Origin of the sequence: Soonwooa sp. (genome assembly GCF_030151385.1) — a bacterium.
Classification (GTDB): Bacteria; Bacteroidota; Bacteroidia; order Flavobacteriales; family Weeksellaceae; genus Soonwooa.
Genome location: NZ_JASLDS010000073.1, coordinates 184,572 through 204,142 on the forward strand (window position 1 = coordinate 184,572; position 19,571 = coordinate 204,142).

Consider the following 19,571-nt stretch of genomic DNA (forward strand, 5'->3'; position numbering starts at 1 on the left):
CGATAATTTTTGTCAAAAATTTTGTATTTAAAATAAAAGTTTATCTTTGAAGCCCTTTCAGAAACAATATGAATCTTCTACTCCAAGATTAGGTTTCGTTTTTTTTTGAAAGATTAAAAAATAAAAAATTATAATATTAATACTCTAACTTAAACATTTTTTATCATGAAAAAACTTTATTCTTTAAAGTCTGTCCTTCTTGGTGCAGCTTTAACATTCGGAAGTGTAACGGCTTTCGCACAAGCGACTGTTGACGCCAGTCTTTATGAAGAAACTTTTGGAGACTTTGGATCTTCTAATACTACATTTACAGCCAGTAATATGGGAAGTTACGACAAAAGAGGTACAACTACTCTAGTAGCTGCTGATGCATCTTCTCTTACTTTTACTGGTGCAAGTGCAATGTATTCAACAGCAACTTCAACCAATACTACAAGTGGACACGTTTGGTTAAACAAAAGTACTACTGGATATTTTCAGGTAAGTGGTATTAAAGTGTACAATGCAAAAAAAGTGAAAGTTACTTTTTCGCAAACAGGAAGCGGACCAATTAATGTACTTGTAAACGACGTACAAGTTGGAAGTTCTTCGGGAGCTGCAGCGGCAAATACTACAAATGAATTCTCAGTTGAAGGCAACGAAACACTTAATTTGAAATTCCAAAGAACAAATACTACACAGAATTTAAGAGTTGACAATATTAAGGTTGTAATTACTGAAGTTACAGATGCTCCTTGTACAGCGCCAACAATTACTTCGCAACCACAAGACAAAACTGTTGCACCAGGTGCTTCAACTAGTTTTTCGGTAACGGCATCTTCTGCTAATGCATCTGATGTATTAACTTACCAATGGCAAGCAGAAAATGAAGGAGAATGGCTTGATATCCCTGTAGAGTTTAGCGAAACTGCGCAAGAAGCTACATTTGTTATTGATGAAGCTAATGAAGGTATGAATGGTACTAAATTGAGAGTTGTTGTTAAAAATGATACTTGTGAAACGATTTCCAATGTTGTTACACTAACAGTTGATAAAACATTAGCTGTAAGTAATACTAATACAGTTAAAGTTAACTTGGTTAAAAATACTGTTATTACAAACGAAATTATCTTCAGTCAATCTACCAAAGTATCTATTGTTAACATGACAGGTCAAATTGTAAAAACTGCTGATGTTAAAGACAATACTAGATTAGATGTTTCTAACCTTTCTAAAGGAACATACATTGTAACTGCTACAGTTAACGGTAAAGCGGTATCTCAAAAGATTATTAAAAAATAATATCTCTTTTTTGAGAAAATATGATTGCCTCCTTTTTTGGGAGGCTTTTTTGTTACAATGTATTGTTATTAATTCTTAATATATTGTTTATATATTAGTAATGCCACCTTTTAGAATAAAAACTTATTTTTGCCACAGGAAAATAAACTTAACTTAAATATTTTACAACATGAAAAAATTTTATTCTTTATTAGCAGTTGCTGCTATCTCGATGACTGTTAGTGCTCAAGGTTCTCAAGGATTTACAAACGAAGCAAACACAGCTGGTTCTGGTTACACAACTGTTACTTTTTCTGGTGAGAATGACACAACTTGGACAATTACTGATGCTAGAATATTAGATACAACTAGTGATATTATTACAGGGAAAACAGTTTTGGCTAAAGCTGATGGATCAATTGAAGTTAAATTTCCAAATGGAGTTGGAACACTAAATTTTGATTACAAAAAAGCTTTCACAGGTAATACTGCTAGAAAAGTTGAAGTATACGTTGATGGTACGTTAGTGAATACTTCTCCTAGCTTTGGAACTTCTGGAGATCCGGTTGTAGTTAAGAACTTATCAACAACGATTAATAAGTCAGGTAATGTTGTTGTTAAAGTTGTAGCTAAAGGAGCTCAAACATCATTTGATAATTTTGTGTGGACTAACCCAACAATGGCAGTTGGAGATATCAATTCTTCAAAAGCTAACTTAGTAAAAAATACAGTAGTAGCTAACGAAATCATCTTCGGTCAAGATGCTAAAGTATCAGTTATCAATATGGCTGGACAAGTAGTAAAAACTGCTGATGTTAAAGATAACTCTAGATTAGATGTATCTAACCTTGCTAAAGGAACTTATGTAGTAACTGCAACAGTTAATGGTAAAGCGGTTTCTCAAAAAATCATTAAAAAATAATTTTTCTTACGAAAAATATAATCTAGCCTCCTTTTTTGGGAGGCTTTTTTGTTAATAGAAACATAATATGAATCATATTTTTGGCATCAAAATTAGCCGTAATTTTGTCCTAAGATTTTGAAGCTAGAATAAGGTTGAAACGTGCTTGGATAAGCATTTGTACAAAGTTTTTATTAATGAAATTCAAAATCCCAACATTAATTAATTGTTAAATTTCAAAGGAAGTGATTTTAATTCCATTTTTTGCGTAATTTAGCAGTCCAATTTTTAGCAAAACTTAAATTTTTTATATTATGAAAAAAATCTTTACAATTTTAGGCGTAGCTGCAGTATCTTTAGTATCTGCACAAACTACTTTTGATTATGTACTTAATAATCAAGGATTCTCTAACGCGCAAGCAATTACTACAGGTAATATTGTTGCAGGAAAAGTTACTTATGAAGCATTAAAGAATGGTGCTACTACAAATCCTTCTTTCTATACAGCTGGTGGTGGTACTCTAAGAATGTATTCTGCAAATGCAACTGGTGAAGGTAACACATATGCTGTTAAAGCGGCTACAGGTATTAAACTTAATGTTGTAAAAATTGTTACTCCTGGTACAGTGGGTTCTGATAATTACGCGCCGTCTACAGCAGTTATAACAGTTGATGGTGTTGTTGTACCTACAGTATATGATCCTGCGGATACTACGAACGCAACTTACTTAATTACTCCAACTTCTCCTGCATCTACAATCATGATTAAGAATGGTCAAACAGGAACTGCTGCACAAATCAGAATTAAGTCAATCACTGTTACTTACACTGATGCTCTTGCAGTTGGTGATGTTAACGTAACTAAAGTTAACTTGGTAAAAAATACAGTTGTTGCTAACGAATTAATCTTCGGACAAGCTGCTAACGTATCTGTTATCAACATGGCTGGTCAAGTTGTTAAAACTGCTGAAGTTAAAGAAAATACTAAATTGGATGTTTCTAACTTAGCAAAAGGTACTTATGTTGTAACTGCAACCGTTAACGGTCAAGCGGTTTCTCAAAAAGTTATCAAAAAATAATTGAATTAATTATTCAAAATATTAAGACCGTTCTTATGAACGGTCTTTTTTGTTTTAGTATTTTAGTAAACACCTCGTCGGAGATTTCCGACTAATGCATTGAGGTTAAATATCAGAGTGTATCGGATTCGATATCCATAATCCTTCATCGCTGGTTCGAAGCCTAAAGATGATTGTATTGGGAAATAAACTTCGAGAAAGTCTGGGATAATTTTCAATTTAACACCAGAATCCCAAATAAACTCTGTGCGTTGTCCTTTATTTTTATACAAACCAGCATCAGCATAAAGATTGAACATTTTCCAAATATGAGAATCTACATTAACACTGGTAATCCAGTCATTGGCTTTCGTATTAAAATAAGATTTGAAACCGCCTTCTGCCAAGATATATTGTTGTGACAATATTCCTGTTGTAGCACTTTGACCTAATAAACCATAAGAAAAGGCATAATTGGAAACACGCGAAATTCCATAATCGAAGTCCGTATTTTGCGTATGGTTGTTGAGAAAGAAGCCTCCAAAAAATCGGAAACTAATCTTTCTATCTTTCATATATTCCCAGCGATAAAAAGCCTCTGTCGACAATTTTTGAAAATCTTCCATCCATTGGAAATTGGCGTTAATAGACTTTTCGTGGATTAGAGAATTGTCTGTATACGAATAGCCAACATTCCAAAGATTATATTTTCCATATTCTTTTGCTAAAATTCGTTTTGCATCCAAATCTTTTTGGAAGTGTCCATAACTAAAATATAAATTTCGACCAACAGCACTTCTAGGATTTTTATTAAATGAGAAGTTAGTAAACAATCCATAAGTCTGATAAGCTAAGTCATAATCGTAGTGGAAATAGGATGCCGAGCCACCAATCTGCCAACTTCTAAAGAAACTATCCGCAGGCATGATGTTGTAAGAAACGCCTGCTTTACCAGTCAATTGTCCCGTTCCAGTACTATAATAAGGCGAAACGGAGTACACAAATTTTTGATCAAAAACACCACGATTCACCAAATTAAAACCAAGCATCACTTTATCATAAGCATTAAATCCAACGCGAGGCGAAACATAAAGTTCGTTATATTCTGGATTTGGGATGTCTTTGATAAGTTTTAATTTTAGCCTTTTCATGTTTGAAAAAAGCCCTTTTGTGTATAGATAGTTATCTCTAAAATTAGTTTCTGGAAACGCAAAATCATCATTCACGATTATTTTGTCTGCGTCATTTGTTTTGATATCATATTTCGCCGAAAACGAATCCGCGTATTGCCATTGGGTTTCTTTAGAACCCGATTCAGTCTCTGTTTCAAGTTTGAATGGAAGACTTTGCTTTCCCAGTTTATTTATTTTTACTTCAAAAGAATCATCTTTTCTAGCGAATTTTTTAAGGTTAAAATTCACACGATTTTTTTCCTCAATTAGTGAAGCCAAAAATTTGGAATTGCCGCCACTTTCCCATTCTAACTTTGATAAGAAATCACTTGCCTCAACAGGTTTTCTAAAATGTTGTTGAAAATAAGAATTTAGAAACGAATTGAATTTTGCAAATCCCATTTGATCCGCAACAAAATAAAACAAAATTCCAGTTTCGAAGTGGCTTATCGCAAAAGCATTAAACTTGCTGAGGTCCTCATATTTTTCACTGATTTTTTGATCGAGATTTTGTGTCAATATATATTGATATGCCAAAGAATAACGCTCGCTTAATTTAAGATCCGAAGCATGGAAAATCTTCAAAGGCTTCATTCCCAAAATTTTGGCTTGATCAGGAAGATCTCCCAAAAGCTTATGATTAGGATAAAACTCTCTAATGTATTGTAATTCCGAGTAAGTTTGCAAACCATTTTTTAACCAGTGATCGGCATTCTTTTCATTGATGAAGAGATTGTCGATAATCTGCTTGGATACAACGCTAAAATAATGCAAATCGATTTTTTCTGGATCCGAAAATAACTTGTAATGGAATTTCCAAAACTTAATATCGTCAATTCCCACGAACTTTTCTGTTGATCGAAATTTTTCACTGATGAAAATCTTGTCGGGCAAATCACCAAATCGTTGTTTCAGAAACTTGAGATGTAATGGCAGATAAAACTCCAAACTTGCGCGATCTTCTTGGGTAATTGGATAACCGAAAACAACATCAATTTTCTGATTCTCTACTGTTACAGGGATTTTGTCAATGTTATTAAATGAAATAAAAAACTCAGGATCATTAACAGAAACACCTGCAAAATCATTTTTTGAAGTTCCAGAATGGTGCAAATTGGATTCTACTTTAAAGGCATCGTGAATTTGGAAATCAACATCCCAATAAGAACCACTATTAAGATTCTGTTCGGTATCTAAAAAATGTCGCGGATACTGCTCTTGGTTTTCAAAAGTATCAGGAACAATGAAAAAATACTTTAAGTTAATATCAGTTTTGTCAATACCATAACCTGTAAACTTCGAATTAGGCAATTTGATCTCGTAATGTAACTTTATGTTTTTTGACGATTTCGGATCAAGTTTTTCATCAAGATTCAGATACAAAAACTCTTCTTTGAGATGTGAAAAATCTCTTGTTTTTCCATCGATTTCAATTTGCAAATTGTTAAGAGAACCAAGTTCTGAGGTTTTTGCAAAATATAAATCTTTTTTGCGATCTTTTAATTTACGTTTAAGAAGTGGCGTATTCCTGTTTTGATAAGCTGCAACCCAATTAAGAAGCTTAATTTTGTCCAGTGCGACATCAAGATTATTGTGATAAAGTATCTGTTGATCCACAATAAGTACTTGTGCATCAGGCGACAATCGTGCAGAAATCTGAATGCTATCTTGCTGTCCAAAACACCAAATCCCCTGCATCAAAAACAAGCTACCAAAAAATAATTTCTTCATCAAATATTTGCAATACTCAAATTTAGCAAAAAAACTTTCCAAATGCTTTATTAGGTGAATATTATTGGTGAAAAATAAGTATAATTCGAAAATTTAATATTAAAATTTAACCTAAAAAAACAGCTACCGAAAATCTCGCTAGCTGTTTCAATATTTTTAAGAAATATTTCTATAATGCGTTTTTGTAAGCTTCCCATCCTGCCATTTTGTATTTAACAGCTTCTTGTTCTGGATTTTCAGCTTTATAGATGCCGCGTCCAACAATAATAAAATCCGTATGATAATTATTAATCACTTTTTCTGGAATGTTGTATTGTTGACCTTTGCTATCGCCTGAATCTGAAAGATTAACGCCTGGCGTCATAAGAATCAAATCATCTGGAATTTCATTTTGTGCAACACAAGCCATCACATTAGATTGGCTTTCGATAATCTTCATCGCTTCTTCACGATAATGTGCGTCGGTCAAAGTACCTTTAGATGACATTCCCAAAATCGCTACAACACCAACGTTATGGAAACCATCGAGACTTGCGCTTCCACCGATTACTTGTGCCGTTACAAGGTCTGCCCAATTAGAAATCTTGTACATTCCGTAAGAAAATTGCAATTCTTGGGTATTACCAATATCAGCAAATTTTCGATCTTCCATAATTAAGAAATTATGTTTTTGCGCCAAATCTTTTAAAGGTAGAATTGTAGAATCTGCATCAAAATCCGTCAAAATATCGATATGGGTTTTAAGTGCTACAATGTGTGGACCAACCATATCTGCGAAATCTAATAATTCGCGCGTCGACAAAATATCAGCAGAAGCGATAAGGTTAGAATTCTTTTCGATAGCGATTTCCAAAAGGCGTTTCGCCATCGGATGCTCCACTTTTTCTAGTTTATTTTCGTAAGAAATTTTCTTTTTTTCTTGAAACTGAACTTGGTTTCCGTTTAAGAAATCATTGATTCTAGCAACTTCTTCGTCAGTAAGATGCTCAACTTCTTTTAAAATTTTTACAACTTCCGAAATCGTAAATAAGGTATGAACTTTGTAACCTTTGGCTTCCAATTTTTCTTTTCCACCTTGCTCTCTGTCTAGTACCACAACGATATCCGCAACTTTCAAACCTTCATTTTCAACTTCTTCGATGGTCTCAATTAAAGATTTTCCTGAAGTAATCACATCTTCTACCAAAAGACAGTTATCCCCTTTTTTGTAAATACCTTCAAGAAGCTTTTTAGTTCCGTAAGTTTTCGCCTCTTTTCTTTTAATAATCAACGGAATGTAACTTTCCAAAGACATCGCCGTCGCCATCGGAAGTGCTGCATAAGGCACACCACAAATCACATCAAAATTATCCAAAGGCAACATATCCAAAAGATAGTTGGCAAGATTTTTCAAGATTTTTGGTTCTGATGCCAAAGGACGTAAGTCAACATAAAAAGGGCTTTCGATACCGCTTTTTAATGTAAATCTTCCGAATTTGATAATGCCTAATTTGTAGCATTCTAAAAAGAATTCTTTTTTACTTTCCATTTTTACTTTTCACTTTCTACAAAGTTAAAGTTTAATTTTCAATATTGTAATTTTGTCCTGTCAGAAATTGGATTTTTTATTGATTTTAAAATGATTTTGTTAAAATTAAAAGTACCAAAGCTTAAATGCAAAGTCGAAAAATTAGAAACAATAACAAATCTATTTAAGACACAAAAAAGTCAAAGATTCTACTTTGTTGGTTTTCATTTTACCTGAGATAAATTTTCATTGGAGTTAAATGAGTAAAACCAGCACAAACAATTTGAAACTTTAAAAACGCTCCACAAAAAATAATAAAAAATGCTTCAACGAGACATTATTGATCTTCTAAACGAAAAAGCTGATTTCTATAACAACATATCTTTTATTGATAACGATCCAATCCAAATTCCGCATCGTTTTGACACCAAACAAGACATCGAAATTGCTGGTTTTCTGTCAGCAAGTATTGCTTGGGGTAACAGAAAGGCGATTATAAAAAATGCAGATTTGATGATGGAACTTATGGGAAACTCGCCTTATGATTTTGTTTTAAATTTTAAAAATTCTGATTTAGAAAAATTTCCAGATAAAGCGGCTCACCGTACCTTTCATATGGAAGATTTTAAATATTTTCTAAAACAGTTCCAAAGAATCTATCGAGAACACCATAGTTTGGAAGATTTATTTCTTTTAAAAAATGACGAAACCAATTTCTACCACAGCATCGAACGTTTCCGAAACGAATTTTTAAAAGAAGAACATCGCGCTCACAAACATGTAAGCTCGCCTTACAAAAACTCAGCATCGAAAAGGATTATGATGTTTTTGCGTTGGATGGTGCGAGACGATAATCGCGGTGTCGATTTTGGAATTTGGAAAAACATTAACCAAGCTTATCTTTCGATACCGCTGGATGTCCACACAGCTAATATTTCGAGAAAACTAAATCTCGTCACACGAAAACAAAACGATTGGAAAACTTTGGAAGAATTGGATTTGGTTTTGAGACAACTTAACACAAAAGATCCTGCTGTCTATGATTACGCTTTATTCGGACTTGGCATCAGCAAAGAGTTTGAATAAAAAAGAAGTGGCTCTTTAGGAACCACTCCAATAGAAAGACATCTCATTTTGTTTAGTTAGTAACTTATAAAAAAAAAGAGACGGCTACCCAGCCATCTCAAAATGTATCAAATTCAGTTATAGTAATATCGAAAATATGTCTTGCCAAACGTATCATTTCCATTATTTCTAGAATAAAGATATAAAATAATCCAACAACCAAGATGAATTAAATGTTAAAAAATAAAAAAACTCAGTTCACACTGAGTTTTCTATATTATTTAGCAATTTTTCTTTCTAAAACCTCATCAACCATTCCGAAGCCTTTTGCTTCTTCCGAGGTCATCCAATAGTCTCTATCAGAGGCTTTTTCTACCCAGTCGTAAGTTTGACCAGAGTGTAAAGAAATAATGTCATAAAGTTCTTTTTTCAACTTCAACATTTCTCTAAGGTTGATCTCCATATCCGAAGCAACACCTTGTGCACCACCACTAGGCTGGTGAATCATCACGCGAGAATGCTTAAGAGCAGAACGTTTTCCATTTTCACCTGCCACCAGCAATACAGCGCCCATTGATGCAGCGATACCTGTACAAATCGTCGCAACATCTGGTTTGATAATTTGCATCGTATCGTAGATTCCTAAACCTGCATAAACACTACCTCCTGGCGAGTTGATATAAATCTGAATATCCTTCGATGGGTCAGAACTTTCTAAGAATAACAACTGCGCTGTTACGATATTCGCAACTTGGTCGTCGATTCCTGTTCCCAAAAAGATGATTCTGTCCATCATTAATCTTGAGAAAACGTCCATCTGCGCAACATTCATACGACGCTCTTCCATAATGTACGGCGTCAAATTAGTTGGATTGAACATTCCCATATATTGGTCGGTTGCAAGGCCATTAATACCTTGATGCTTCACCGCGTAATCTCTAAATTCTTTTTTTAAGTCCATATAAATTGGTATTTTTTCGAGTTTGTATTTGCAATTTCTGTTCCTTTGCTAAAGTACGCCATTCTGTCATAAAATCCTAAACAACATCGCGTCCAACTGATTCCGAAGTTGCGAAAGCTTAATAATTTTAAAATAGATTTCTTCTTTCTCGTCTTCAGTTTCTAAAGCTTTTTTAAGATCCTCAATAATCTTCATGACATATTCTCGCTTATAACGCAGGATTGTGTCACTAACCATTTTGGGAACCACCTCTTCTTCGCTGCTAAAATAAATATTAAATTTTGCCCAATCACTCGTTTCATAAGGATTGATCAAGGCATCTGCCATTTTCCCAGAAATCTCTTCATCCATTAATTTAAAGAAAAACGAACTCGAGCGTAATTCATTTTCTTGAAGTCCAGCTTTTATTTCATCAACAATTTTCTGGTTGATTTCGGTTTGCAATTGGCAATCGTCTTCTTCTAAATGTTGAATAATTTCTTCGATAACCGTTGTCTTATATTCTGCGCCTTCTGCATCCTTTCTATCGATAATGACATCACCGAACTTCATCATTAACTCAATAAGCTTTTCTTCTAAAACAAAAAGCGGACTGATTTTAACATCAACTTCCGGAACAATTTCTAATTTTTGCTCAGGTTGTGCAGTTTGAGGTCTAGGACGATGTTCTTTATCTTTATAATCTTTTTGAAGTTGTAATTCGTTAAACAAATTTTGCTCGCTTAGCTTAAATTTGTTCGCAACTTCTTTAAGGTAAATTTCTTGTTTAAGACCATTGGTTACAAAAGCAACAGATTTTACAATCTCACGAATCGCTTCTGCCTTTTTAATTGGGTCGTTATCGGTATTTTGAAAAAGTATTTCTGCTTTAAAATCGATAAAATCCTGCGCATGTTTTTGAATAAAATCTTCCACATAATCTTGTGGATGCTTTCTCGAAAAGCTGTCTGGATCATCACCATCAGGAAATAACAGAACGCGAATATTCATCCCCTCCGATAGCAACATATCAATACTTCGGAAACTCGCTTTAATTCCCGCTGCATCACCATCAAACAAAATCGTCACATTCTCCGTAAGACGTTTAATTAATCTGATTTGTTCAACTGTTAATGCCGTTCCGCTACTGGCAACAACATGCTCAATACCTGCCTGATGAAGCGCAATAACGTCCATGTAACCTTCCACCAAAAGGCAAAGATTCTGTTTAGAAATCGCTTGCTTGGATTGGAAAAGTCCATAAAGAACATTGGATTTGTGGTAAATTTCAGTTTCGGGCGAGTTAAGATATTTTGCAGTTTTGATGGTATTGTTAAGAATTCTTCCTCCAAATCCTAAAACTCTCCCCGAAAAACTATGAATTGGAAACATCACACGCTCACGAAAACGGTCAACACCTTTTGGTGCGTTTTCAGGAAAAACTGAAAGCCCCGATTTTTCGAGAATTTCTTTGTCGTAACCTTTTGCTAAAGCATATTCGGTAAAGGCATCTTTCTTCTCTGGCGAATAACCAAGCTGAAATTTTTTAATGATATCTTGACGAAGCTCTCGCTCTCTAAAGTAAGAAAGTCCAATCTGTTGCCCTTCTTCGGCATCCCAAAGTTGTTCGATAAAAAAGTCGTTGGCAACTTCATGAATTTTATAGATTAAATCTTTTTGATCGCGTTGTTGCTTTTGTTCAGGCGACATTTCGACAATATCTTCCTCAACGGGAATGCCATATTTTTTTGCTAAATGTCGTAAAGCTTCGGGATAAGAAAAACCTTCTAATTCCTTAAGAAATGTAATAACACCGCCGCCTTTCCCCGACGAAAAATCCTTGAAAATTTGCTTACTGGGCGATACAATAAAACTGGGTGACTTCTCATCAACAAAGGGGCTCAGGCCTTTTAGGTTAGAGCCAGCACGTTTTAATTGTACATATTCGCCAATGATTTCTTCAATGCGGGCAGCAGAGAAAATTTTATCTATAGTCTCTTTGGTAATCACGATGTAAATTTAGTGATTGTTTAGGATTTTGAAAGTAAAAAATTATGATTAAAAACGAAGCAAAAATTGAGACTTATAATTACTCTTCGAAAGTTCCCGAGGAACTAACTGTTAATAGAAACTTCAAATTTTGCGAAAAGGCGCTCCGGAGGAGCGAACTGTTAATCAATTATTGAGCTCCTTCGGAGCTCAACCACACTAAGAAGCATTCTGCTATTATCTGAGCGCTCCTACGGAGCGCAAATTCATATTTCTAAAACAACTTCAAAATCCGTAATTTTACAAAAATTTTTGAAAGATGGAATTCAAGATTCGAAGTATCGAAGAATGGCAAGAAGTTGTTGACTATGTAAAATCCAAATTGGATAGACCTATCCTTTTATTAAAAGGAAATTTGGGCGCTGGCAAGACAACTTTTTCGCAACAATTGGTTTCCGCATTAGGAAGTGAGGACGAAGTCAGTTCGCCAACCTACTCTATTGTTAACGAATATAACTCTCCGAAAGGAAAAATCTTTCATTTTGATCTTTATCGTTTAAAAAACATTGAAGAAGCTTACGATTTTGGCATCGAAGAATATCTTGACAACGCTTATTTGTGCATTATCGAGTGGCCAGAAATCTACGAAAGCGAGCTTCTACCTGAAGAATTTCATGAAATGAAAATAACCAACACAGGCGACGAAAGGATTATTAATTTCGAGTAAAAAATAAGACCCAAGTTGTTTATATTTGTATCTTTAATCTAATAAAAATATTGCAAGCTTAATGAGCCATACTTCTACCATATTTACGCCCTTCAAAGAGGAAGAGCTAATCCCAAAAGAGGAAAAGCTTGAGGTTGTTCGCAAAGGAAAAATGCACAGCATTGGTATTCCTAAAGAAATCAGCCTTTCTGAAAAAAGATTATGTCTAATCCCTGACGCAGTGCAGGTTTTGGTACAAGCAGGACACAAAGTCGTTATTGAAAGAGGCGCTGGAGAAGGAGCTCATTATACAGATTTACAATATGCCGAGGCAGGCGCTGTGATTGTTGAAGATCCCAAAGAGGCATTTGTACAGGATATTGTTTTAAAAATAAATCCGCCAACATTAGAAGAGATAACTTATCTAAAAGCCAATACTTATCTTATTTCGGCGCTTCAACTTAATCTTCGCGACAAAGAATATTTTGTGCAGCTATCCGAGAAAAAAATAAATGCTATCGCTTTCGAATTTATCACCGACGAGTACCAACAACTTTCGCTTGTTAGACTAATTGGTGAGATTGCTGGAAGCGTTTCTATTTTGTATGCATCAGAGCTTTTGGCTTTGTCAAGTGGCTTGATGTTAGGCGGAATAACAGGAGTACGCCCAACCGAAGTTGTGATTATTGGCGCAGGTATCGTTGGCGAATTTGCGACAAAAGCTGCAATTGGATTAGGCGCAAATGTTCGAGTTTTCGACAATTCCTTATCAAAACTTAGACGTCTGCATTCTATTGTGGATCATCGCGTACCGACTTCCATCATCGATCCTCGCGAATTGACAAAAGCCGTACGTCGTGCCGATGTTGTTATTGGCGCATTACCTAGGCTAAATCTTCCACCAGTTGTAACAGAAGATATGGTTTTAAAAATGAAAAAAGGTAGCGTTATCATCGACATTACCGTGGACAACGGAAAAGCCATCGAAACTTCCGAATTGACAAGTCTAGAAAATCCTTTCATTATAAAACATGACGTCGTACACTGTGGACTTCCGAATCTAACAGCGAGAATGCCAAGAAGTACGACTAAAGCAATTAGCAATTTCTTCCTGAGTTACATCCTAGGATACGACGAAGATGGTGGCTATGAAAATATGCTACTTTGCAAAAAAGAGGTTAAACAAAGCCTTTACATGTACAAAGGTCGCCACACAAAATTGGTGATCTGCAAAAAATTCGATTTACCTTATCACGACATTAACTTGTTGATTTTCTAAAATTAAATAATGCTCAAAAAACTTAAATTTTACTTTGTTGGATTTATTCCAGGACTTATTATTGTCTTTTTTATTTTAAACAAAAAAGGAGCGAGTTGCTCTTACTTTCCCAACGAAAGAGTTATCGGAGAAAGTATGACAAAACCAGTTTCGATACCGACAAACCTAAAACCAGAGCTCGATCTACAAAAAATCGATGCTCAATATCTTAAGGATTCAATCATAGGAAAAGGAAAAATTGATTTCGATAAAAGTCAAGCGCAGAAGCAACCTTTCCCTGAATATTATATGACATCACCAGAGAAAAATCCGAAGTACGAATTAACTTTCGAAAAGACAAAAGATTCGGTTGTGATAAAATCTTTTAAAAAATTAAACTAAAATTTGAAAGTCTTTTCATAGCTTTGCATCAATGTTTAACCAAGCAACATATTATTACGAATTAACAACCTAGACTAGGATGGAGATTTCGTATGCAATATAATAACCTCGTCCTAGGACGGGGTTTTTTGTTTTTAAAAATACAATTATGACAATAGGACTTATTGGCGTCGGCCTTATCGGAGGTTCGATGGCTTTAAAATTAAAAGAAAAAAACTTTACACAAAAAATTATTGGCTTTGATAAAAGTGAGGCGCATCTTCAAACAGCAAAAGACCTAAATATCATTGATGAAATCGCGACTTTTGAAAATCTTATCCGCGAGTCAGATTTAATAATTATCGCTTTGCCTGTTGAAGCTACAAAGGTCATTTTGCCAGAAGTTCTGGATAGAATTTCGGACAAAACAGTGGTAATGGACGTCGGATCAACAAAACTTGAAATCACTAGCATTGCCGACGAACACTCAAAACGTAAAAACTTTGTGGCAAGCCATCCGATGTGGGGAACCGAAAACAGCGGTCCAATGGCTGCAACTTCCGAAGCTTTTAGCAATCGCGCGGCTGTTATCTGCAATCATGAAGATTCTTACGATTTCGCTGTGGAATTGGTAAAGCAAGTTTACGAAAATTTAGAAATGAACATTCTTTACATGGACGCTGACAAACACGATGTTCACACGGCTTACATTTCACATATTTCGCATATTACGTCTTATGCGTTGGCAAATACTGTTTTGGAAAAAGAACGTGAGGAAGATACTATTTTTCAGTTAGCGAGTTCGGGATTTTCGAGCACGGTTCGTCTTGCAAAATCGCATCCAGAAATGTGGGTTCCAATTTTTAAACAAAACAAAGAAAATGTTTTAGATGTTTTAAATGAGCATATTTCTCAGTTGCGAAAATTCAAAGCGGCATTAGAAAAAGAAAATTTTGAGTTTTTGGAAGAGCTTATCCTTAACGCCAATAGAATACGAGGGATTTTGGATAAGTAATTTTAATCATTTATGAATTTAGATTTCGATACAATTTTTCTTTAGTATATTTTGAAGAATTACTGAATCTGACGACATTCAAAAAAAACTATCTATTAAACAAAGTTTTGGTGTATTCAAAAATGTAAGCGGAAACTTGATAAGGTGATGGCTCGTAGATGGAATTTGCTTCAATAAAAGTATAAGAATTTCGGAAATCGGTTTCAGATTCTGATAACAAACTTTTGGCTTCGTCAACTTTGTTCAGCATCATTAACGAAATCGACTTGTAATATTTAGCATCCGAAAAATTTGGATATTCTTTCAAAGATTGGTTAAAAAAGCCGATCGCGTCTTGATATTTTCGCGTTTCGAAAGCGACAATACCTTGGTAAAAATATTCGTACGGATTCGAAATCGAATGTTTCACACTAAAAGCCAAAGTTTTGTTAAGATACAATTTAGCTTGGTCAAAATCATTCATTTGCAAGTAGCAAAGCGCCATCCAAAAAGTATATGGATGATCCATCACCACACCATCTTCTCTCGTTTTCGAAAGTTCGAAAAACTCTCGCAAAGCTTCTTGATAATTTTTCTGAAAAGCACATTTTATGAAAGCGCGGTATTCTCGATAATGATTGGTTTTGTCCAAGGCAACAGCTTTATCGAGATATTGCATGCCAAGTTCATACTTCCGTTGCTTGAACAAAGGCATCGCTTTCTGCTGCCAGAGAAAAGCCTCATTAGGCATAAATTCTAAAAGCTTATCAAGATTTTTTTGATGTTTAATGGAGAATAAAGAAGCTTGAGAATCGTCTTGCAAAATTTTTAAAACCTCTTGTTTTTGCGTTTCATTCAAATTCTTGAAACTTTCGAAATTCTGCGAAAATCCAAAAAATGGTAACAAAAAAATAAGACTTAAAAACTTTGTCAAAGCTTCAAAAATTTAATTCAAAAAAACTAACATTCTGCAACGTTAACCGCAACAGCCAAGCCACCTTCGGAGGTTTCTTTATATTTAGAATTCATATCCAAAGCCGTTTCCCACATCGATTTGATAACGTTATCAAGAGAAACACGTGCTTTGCTAGGATCACCTTCGAGTGCCAAATTAGAAGCAGTAATCGCTTTAATTGCGCCCATCGAATTACGTTCGATACAAGGAATCTGCACAAGACCACCAATCGGATCGCAAGTCAAACCAAGGTGATGCTCCATCGCAATTTCTGCCGCCATCAAAACTTGCCCAGGCGTTCCGCCAGAAATTTCAGTCAAAGCCGCAGCAGCCATAGCTGACGATACGCCAACTTCCGCTTGACAACCGCCCATCGCCGCAGAAATGGTTGCATTCTTTTTGAACAAAGTTCCGATTTCGCCAGCTGTTAAAATAAATCTGATAATATCTTCTTCTTTATTAAATTCGGTGAAAGTCTGCGCATACATCAAAACTGCAGGAATAACGCCACTTGCGCCATTAGTAGGAGCTGTGATAATTCTTCCAAAAGCTGCATTTTCTTCGTTAACAGCCAAAGCAAAACAACTGATCCATTTGGTAATCGAATTGAAAGTTTTTTCTTCCTCACAAACCATTTGGAACCATTGGTCCATATTTTTGTAAATTTTGGAACCGAGAAGTTTTTCATTCATTTCGGAAGCACGACGTGTTACATTAAGTCCACCAGGAAGAATTCCTTTTTTGTTAACACCTTTGTACACGCATTCTTTAATATTTTTCCAAATTTCTAAAGCTTGCTGATTGGTCTCTTCGCGACTTCTCCAAGATTCTTCATTTAGATAAATTAAATCCGAAACTCGTGTTAAATTTAGTTGTTCAATATATTTAATAATATCGCTGCCGTGGTGACAAGGATACAAAGTACGAACACACATTTCGCTGTAAGTATTATCTTCCTTAGTCCCAACAAAACCACCACCAAGCGAATAGTAATCTTGACTTAGCTCTTCGCTATCGTTAAAAATAGCGCGGAAAATCATTCCGTTTGGATGAAAGTCAAGCGTTTTTTCTTTATTTAAAATTAAATTATAACCGTAGATAAACGGTACAGGATGCACACCACCAAGATTAAGAATTTGAGATTCTTTGATGTGCGCTATTTTTTCATCAATTCTAGTGGTATCAATTGTTTTGAAATTTTCGCCAGAAAGTCCCAACATTCCAGCAATATCTGTCCCATGACCAATCCCCGTTTTGGCAAGTGAGCCAAAGAATTCTACGAAAACTTCCTTAACATCCGTCAAGCTTCTGTCTCTTTTGATAAGGTTCAAAAACATCTCTGCGGCGTTCCATGGTCCCATAGTATGCGAGCTAGACGGGCCAATTCCAACTTTTATAATTTCAAAAACACTGATCGATTCCATTCAATAAAATTAGGGCTCTAAAGATACTATCAATTTACAAATTAAAAAGTCAATAATCAAAAATTCTTAGGATTTGAAGACTTCTAGAAGAATTGCAGATACTTCTTTTGGTTTAGTCGCTGGGAATAAATGGGTTGCGTTTTTAATAACGAAATCTGGTTTCGAATTTTTAATCGGAAAAACAATGTCTTTATCCGCCATCACTTGGATGATGTTTGGCATTTTTTTGAATTTCCACTCCGAAATTTTTTCGATAGACCACTTAAGATAATAAGGATGACGCACTCGAAAATAGTTGTTAATACGCGGATTTTTAGGGTCAAACAACTTTCTTAAAAATGAATAAACCACTGCTGAGTTTTCATTAAAAAAACGCTCTGGCACCAACCTCGGAATTTTTGTAAAACCTCCGAATTTTATCAAAGGTGACTTTTCTTCGTCACTTCGGATGCTTCCCAAAATAACAACTTTCTTGGCTGGCTTTAGATGATGAATTTCTTGCACCATAATCCCACCAAATGAATAGCCTAATAGATAAAAATCTTCGGTATCGTCAATCCTGTCCGCCATTCTTTTTACATAATGCGAAAATGCTTCTTGATTTTCTGGAATTAACCAATTGAGAAATTCGACTTCGATATCGGTATCAAAAGTCAACTTTTCCAAAACCGTAAAATCGGCACCTAGGCCACTAACAACATATAATTTCATAAGCAAAACTACTATCAAAAGTAGGAAACAAAAAAAGAACAGACAAGCTGTTCTTTTTTAAATATTCTTAAAGTTACGCAATTATTTTGCAGTTACTTTCACTTTCATGTCGATATCGTCTTTTACTAAAACGTCAGCCATTGTAGATTTGTAAGAAACACCAAATTTTTGACGGTCAAAGCTGAATTTGTCTGTTACAATTGTTGCAACACCTTTGCTAACACCTACTTTTGCTGGGAAGCTGATTGCGTTAGTTTTTCCTTTTACTGTTAAGTTACCTGTAATTGTAGAATTCCAAACTTTGTCTGTACTTGGCTTAACTCCAGTAATTGTAAATTCTGCTGTTGGGAATTTTTCAACTTCGAAGAAGTCGCCAGTCTTAAGGTGACCATCCAACTTAGCTTTTGTTTCTGCGTCTTTAACGTCTGTTGCGCTAATTGTTGTCATATCTAACACGAAGCTACCACCAACAACTTTGTTATCTTTAACAACGATATTTCCAGATTTTACATTAACCGTTCCATCGTGAGAAGATGCTTCTGATTTTGCGATTTTGTAACCCCACCAATGTACGTCAGAACCTACAACTTTTTTAGTTTGTCCAAATGCTAGACCTCCAATCATCAAAGCAACTAAAGCTAATTTTTTCATAATTTTATATTGTTTAAATTTTATATTGCAAACTTACCAATAATCATTCTAAATAAAAATTGATTTATGATAAGAAAATTCATTTCACAAAAAAGCCCATCCGAAGACAGGCTAAAGAGATTATAATAATTTGATTAGTTTCCTAAAGGAATGTTGTACGCAACGCCTACCCCAACTGAGCCTGCGTTAAACTTCTGATCGGCAACTTGACCTTTGTCACCCGTAAATACTTTTGTGTAATGTGCAAAGAAATTCCAATCTTTGTTGTGGTAACCAATTTCTGGTTTCAAATAAAAACCGCCATCAGGTCTTTTTGCATTGTAAGCATCATTGTCTGTAACATTGTCATTACCTACAATAAAACCGTAACCAAGGTCAGCTCCTAGATAAAAACCAAATTGCTTTGGATAAACTCTAATTAATGCCGCCACTGGAACAACACCAAAGTCTTTGTTATTGACCTTCACATCATTAAATGTTGCAGATTTTCCGAAGAAATGGTTATAACCAGTCGCGATACCTAAACCAAATCCTGGCGTTATCAAATTTTGATAAGAAACATCTAATCCTGCATTAGCGGATGTGTTACCTCCTGTAGAAATACCACCATTAACACCAACTTTTAGCATATTGTTCATATCCGAACTCTGTGCATAAGTCATTCCTCCCGCTAAAACACCGATTGCTAAAATTGCTTGTTTTAAAGATTTCATAATTCAAATTTTTTCATTTTACGAGAAACTGACTTGAAAAATCTATGCCAAAACAAATATCGACCTCGCAAACAGCCTTTAAACAAAAGATTTACAATGATTTATAAAAACAAAAAAAGCAGCTTAAAAACTGCTTTTTTATCGATATTTTTAAA

17 protein-coding genes are annotated in these 19,571 nt (G+C 34.8%); 8 read left to right on the plus strand and 9 right to left on the minus strand.

Annotated elements, in window-relative coordinates:
• The first annotated feature begins 165 nt into the window (after window positions 1–165).
• The 3 genes from Q1V95_RS15525 to Q1V95_RS15535 all read left to right on the plus strand — a co-directional run bounded on the left by Q1V95_RS15525 (window position 166) and on the right by Q1V95_RS15535 (window position 3,240).
• A complete protein-coding gene (locus Q1V95_RS15525) occupies window positions 166–1,281 on the plus strand; it encodes a T9SS type A sorting domain-containing protein (protein WP_300675627.1) in 1,116 nt (371 codons plus the stop codon).
• A gap of 211 nt (window positions 1,282–1,492) precedes the next feature.
• Complete coding sequence (locus tag Q1V95_RS15530; RefSeq protein WP_300675628.1) at window positions 1,493–2,182, plus strand: T9SS type A sorting domain-containing protein; 690 nt, start codon at window positions 1,493–1,495, stop codon at window positions 2,180–2,182.
• 293 nt (window positions 2,183–2,475) lie between these two features.
• Entirely contained in the window at window positions 2,476–3,240 is a 765-nt protein-coding gene (locus Q1V95_RS15535) for a T9SS type A sorting domain-containing protein (protein ID WP_300675629.1), read from the plus strand.
• Between the two features lie 62 nt (window positions 3,241–3,302).
• Here the strand turns inward: Q1V95_RS15535 and Q1V95_RS15540 are convergent, their stop codons facing one another.
• A complete protein-coding gene (locus Q1V95_RS15540; RefSeq protein ID WP_300675630.1) occupies window positions 3,303–6,122 on the minus strand; it encodes an aminopeptidase in 2,820 nt (939 codons plus the stop codon).
• 169 nt (window positions 6,123–6,291) lie between these two features.
• Window positions 6,292–7,650, minus strand: a complete 1,359-nt coding sequence (gene pyrF / locus Q1V95_RS15545) for an orotidine-5'-phosphate decarboxylase (RefSeq protein WP_300675631.1) — start codon at window positions 7,648–7,650, stop codon at window positions 6,292–6,294.
• A gap of 300 nt (window positions 7,651–7,950) precedes the next feature.
• On the opposite strand from pyrF, the gene Q1V95_RS15550 reads away from it, so the two are divergent.
• Window positions 7,951–8,715 (plus strand): TIGR02757 family protein, encoded by a 765-nt coding sequence (locus tag Q1V95_RS15550; RefSeq protein ID WP_300675632.1) that lies wholly within the window; start codon window positions 7,951–7,953, stop codon window positions 8,713–8,715.
• 256 nt (window positions 8,716–8,971) lie between these two features.
• Here Q1V95_RS15550 and clpP read toward each other — a convergent pair whose 3' ends face one another.
• Together clpP and dnaG are read right to left on the minus strand one after the other, a co-directional pair.
• Complete coding sequence (gene clpP, locus Q1V95_RS15555) at window positions 8,972–9,655, minus strand: ATP-dependent Clp endopeptidase proteolytic subunit ClpP (protein ID WP_300675633.1); 684 nt, start codon at window positions 9,653–9,655, stop codon at window positions 8,972–8,974.
• A gap of 66 nt (window positions 9,656–9,721) precedes the next feature.
• The gene (gene dnaG, locus Q1V95_RS15560; RefSeq protein WP_300675634.1) at window positions 9,722–11,644 is read right to left on the minus strand and encodes a DNA primase; all 1,923 of its coding nucleotides are present in this window, start codon (window positions 11,642–11,644) and stop codon (window positions 9,722–9,724) included.
• Between the two features lie 298 nt (window positions 11,645–11,942).
• Between dnaG and tsaE the strand changes: the two genes are divergently transcribed.
• From tsaE to Q1V95_RS15580, 4 genes are all read left to right on the plus strand, one after another.
• Window positions 11,943–12,350 carry a tRNA (adenosine(37)-N6)-threonylcarbamoyltransferase complex ATPase subunit type 1 TsaE gene (tsaE, locus tag Q1V95_RS15565; RefSeq protein ID WP_300675635.1) on the plus strand — a complete coding sequence of 136 codons (408 nt, stop codon included), beginning with the start codon at window positions 11,943–11,945 and terminating at the stop codon, window positions 12,348–12,350.
• Between the two features lie 61 nt (window positions 12,351–12,411).
• The gene (locus Q1V95_RS15570) at window positions 12,412–13,608 is read left to right on the plus strand and encodes an alanine dehydrogenase (protein ID WP_300675636.1); all 1,197 of its coding nucleotides are present in this window, start codon (window positions 12,412–12,414) and stop codon (window positions 13,606–13,608) included.
• 9 nt (window positions 13,609–13,617) lie between these two features.
• A complete protein-coding gene (locus Q1V95_RS15575; RefSeq protein WP_300675637.1) occupies window positions 13,618–13,989 on the plus strand; it encodes a hypothetical protein in 372 nt (123 codons plus the stop codon).
• 148 nt (window positions 13,990–14,137) lie between these two features.
• Window positions 14,138–14,983: a prephenate dehydrogenase gene (locus Q1V95_RS15580; RefSeq protein WP_300675638.1), complete on the plus strand. Its 846-nt coding sequence runs from the start codon at window positions 14,138–14,140 to the stop codon at window positions 14,981–14,983.
• An 88-nt stretch (window positions 14,984–15,071) separates the two neighbouring features.
• Here the strand turns inward: Q1V95_RS15580 and Q1V95_RS15585 are convergent, their stop codons facing one another.
• The 5 genes from Q1V95_RS15585 to Q1V95_RS15605 all read right to left on the minus strand — a co-directional run bounded on the left by Q1V95_RS15585 (window position 15,072) and on the right by Q1V95_RS15605 (window position 19,416).
• Complete coding sequence (locus Q1V95_RS15585) at window positions 15,072–15,896, minus strand: tetratricopeptide repeat protein (protein WP_300675639.1); 825 nt, start codon at window positions 15,894–15,896, stop codon at window positions 15,072–15,074.
• A gap of 26 nt (window positions 15,897–15,922) precedes the next feature.
• Window positions 15,923–17,341, minus strand: coding sequence for an L-serine ammonia-lyase (locus Q1V95_RS15590; RefSeq protein WP_300675640.1), 1,419 nt, complete (start codon window positions 17,339–17,341; stop codon window positions 15,923–15,925).
• 66 nt (window positions 17,342–17,407) lie between these two features.
• Window positions 17,408–18,052 carry an alpha/beta hydrolase gene (locus tag Q1V95_RS15595; RefSeq protein WP_300675641.1) on the minus strand — a complete coding sequence of 215 codons (645 nt, stop codon included), beginning with the start codon at window positions 18,050–18,052 and terminating at the stop codon, window positions 17,408–17,410.
• 81 nt (window positions 18,053–18,133) lie between these two features.
• Window positions 18,134–18,703, minus strand: coding sequence for a YceI family protein (locus tag Q1V95_RS15600; RefSeq protein WP_300675642.1), 570 nt, complete (start codon window positions 18,701–18,703; stop codon window positions 18,134–18,136).
• Between the two features lie 134 nt (window positions 18,704–18,837).
• Complete coding sequence (locus Q1V95_RS15605; protein WP_300675643.1) at window positions 18,838–19,416, minus strand: hypothetical protein; 579 nt, start codon at window positions 19,414–19,416, stop codon at window positions 18,838–18,840.
• Between the last annotated feature and the right edge of the window lie 155 nt (window positions 19,417–19,571).

Coding starts and splice junctions, on each gene's coding strand:
- Q1V95_RS15525 (WP_300675627.1), top strand. CDS start 166: ATGAAAAAACTTTATTCTTTAAAGTCTGTCCTTCTTGGTGCAGCTTTA.
- Q1V95_RS15530 (WP_300675628.1), top strand. CDS start 1,493: ATGACTGTTAGTGCTCAAGGTTCTCAAGGATTTACAAACGAAGCAAAC.
- Q1V95_RS15535 (WP_300675629.1), top strand. CDS start 2,476: ATGAAAAAAATCTTTACAATTTTAGGCGTAGCTGCAGTATCTTTAGTA.
- Q1V95_RS15540 (WP_300675630.1), bottom strand. CDS start 6,122: ATGAAGAAATTATTTTTTGGTAGCTTGTTTTTGATGCAGGGGATTTGG.
- pyrF (WP_300675631.1), bottom strand. CDS start 7,650: ATGGAAAGTAAAAAAGAATTCTTTTTAGAATGCTACAAATTAGGCATT.
- Q1V95_RS15550 (WP_300675632.1), top strand. CDS start 7,951: ATGCTTCAACGAGACATTATTGATCTTCTAAACGAAAAAGCTGATTTC.
- clpP (WP_300675633.1), bottom strand. CDS start 9,655: ATGGACTTAAAAAAAGAATTTAGAGATTACGCGGTGAAGCATCAAGGT.
- tsaE (WP_300675635.1), top strand. CDS start 11,943: ATGGAATTCAAGATTCGAAGTATCGAAGAATGGCAAGAAGTTGTTGAC.
- Q1V95_RS15570 (WP_300675636.1), top strand. CDS start 12,412: ATGAGCCATACTTCTACCATATTTACGCCCTTCAAAGAGGAAGAGCTA.
- Q1V95_RS15575 (WP_300675637.1), top strand. CDS start 13,618: ATGCTCAAAAAACTTAAATTTTACTTTGTTGGATTTATTCCAGGACTT.
- Q1V95_RS15580 (WP_300675638.1), top strand. CDS start 14,138: ATGACAATAGGACTTATTGGCGTCGGCCTTATCGGAGGTTCGATGGCT.
- Q1V95_RS15590 (WP_300675640.1), bottom strand. CDS start 17,341: ATGGAATCGATCAGTGTTTTTGAAATTATAAAAGTTGGAATTGGCCCG.
- Q1V95_RS15595 (WP_300675641.1), bottom strand. CDS start 18,052: ATGAAATTATATGTTGTTAGTGGCCTAGGTGCCGATTTTACGGTTTTG.
- Q1V95_RS15600 (WP_300675642.1), bottom strand. CDS start 18,703: ATGAAAAAATTAGCTTTAGTTGCTTTGATGATTGGAGGTCTAGCATTT.
- Q1V95_RS15605 (WP_300675643.1), bottom strand. CDS start 19,416: ATGAAATCTTTAAAACAAGCAATTTTAGCAATCGGTGTTTTAGCGGGA.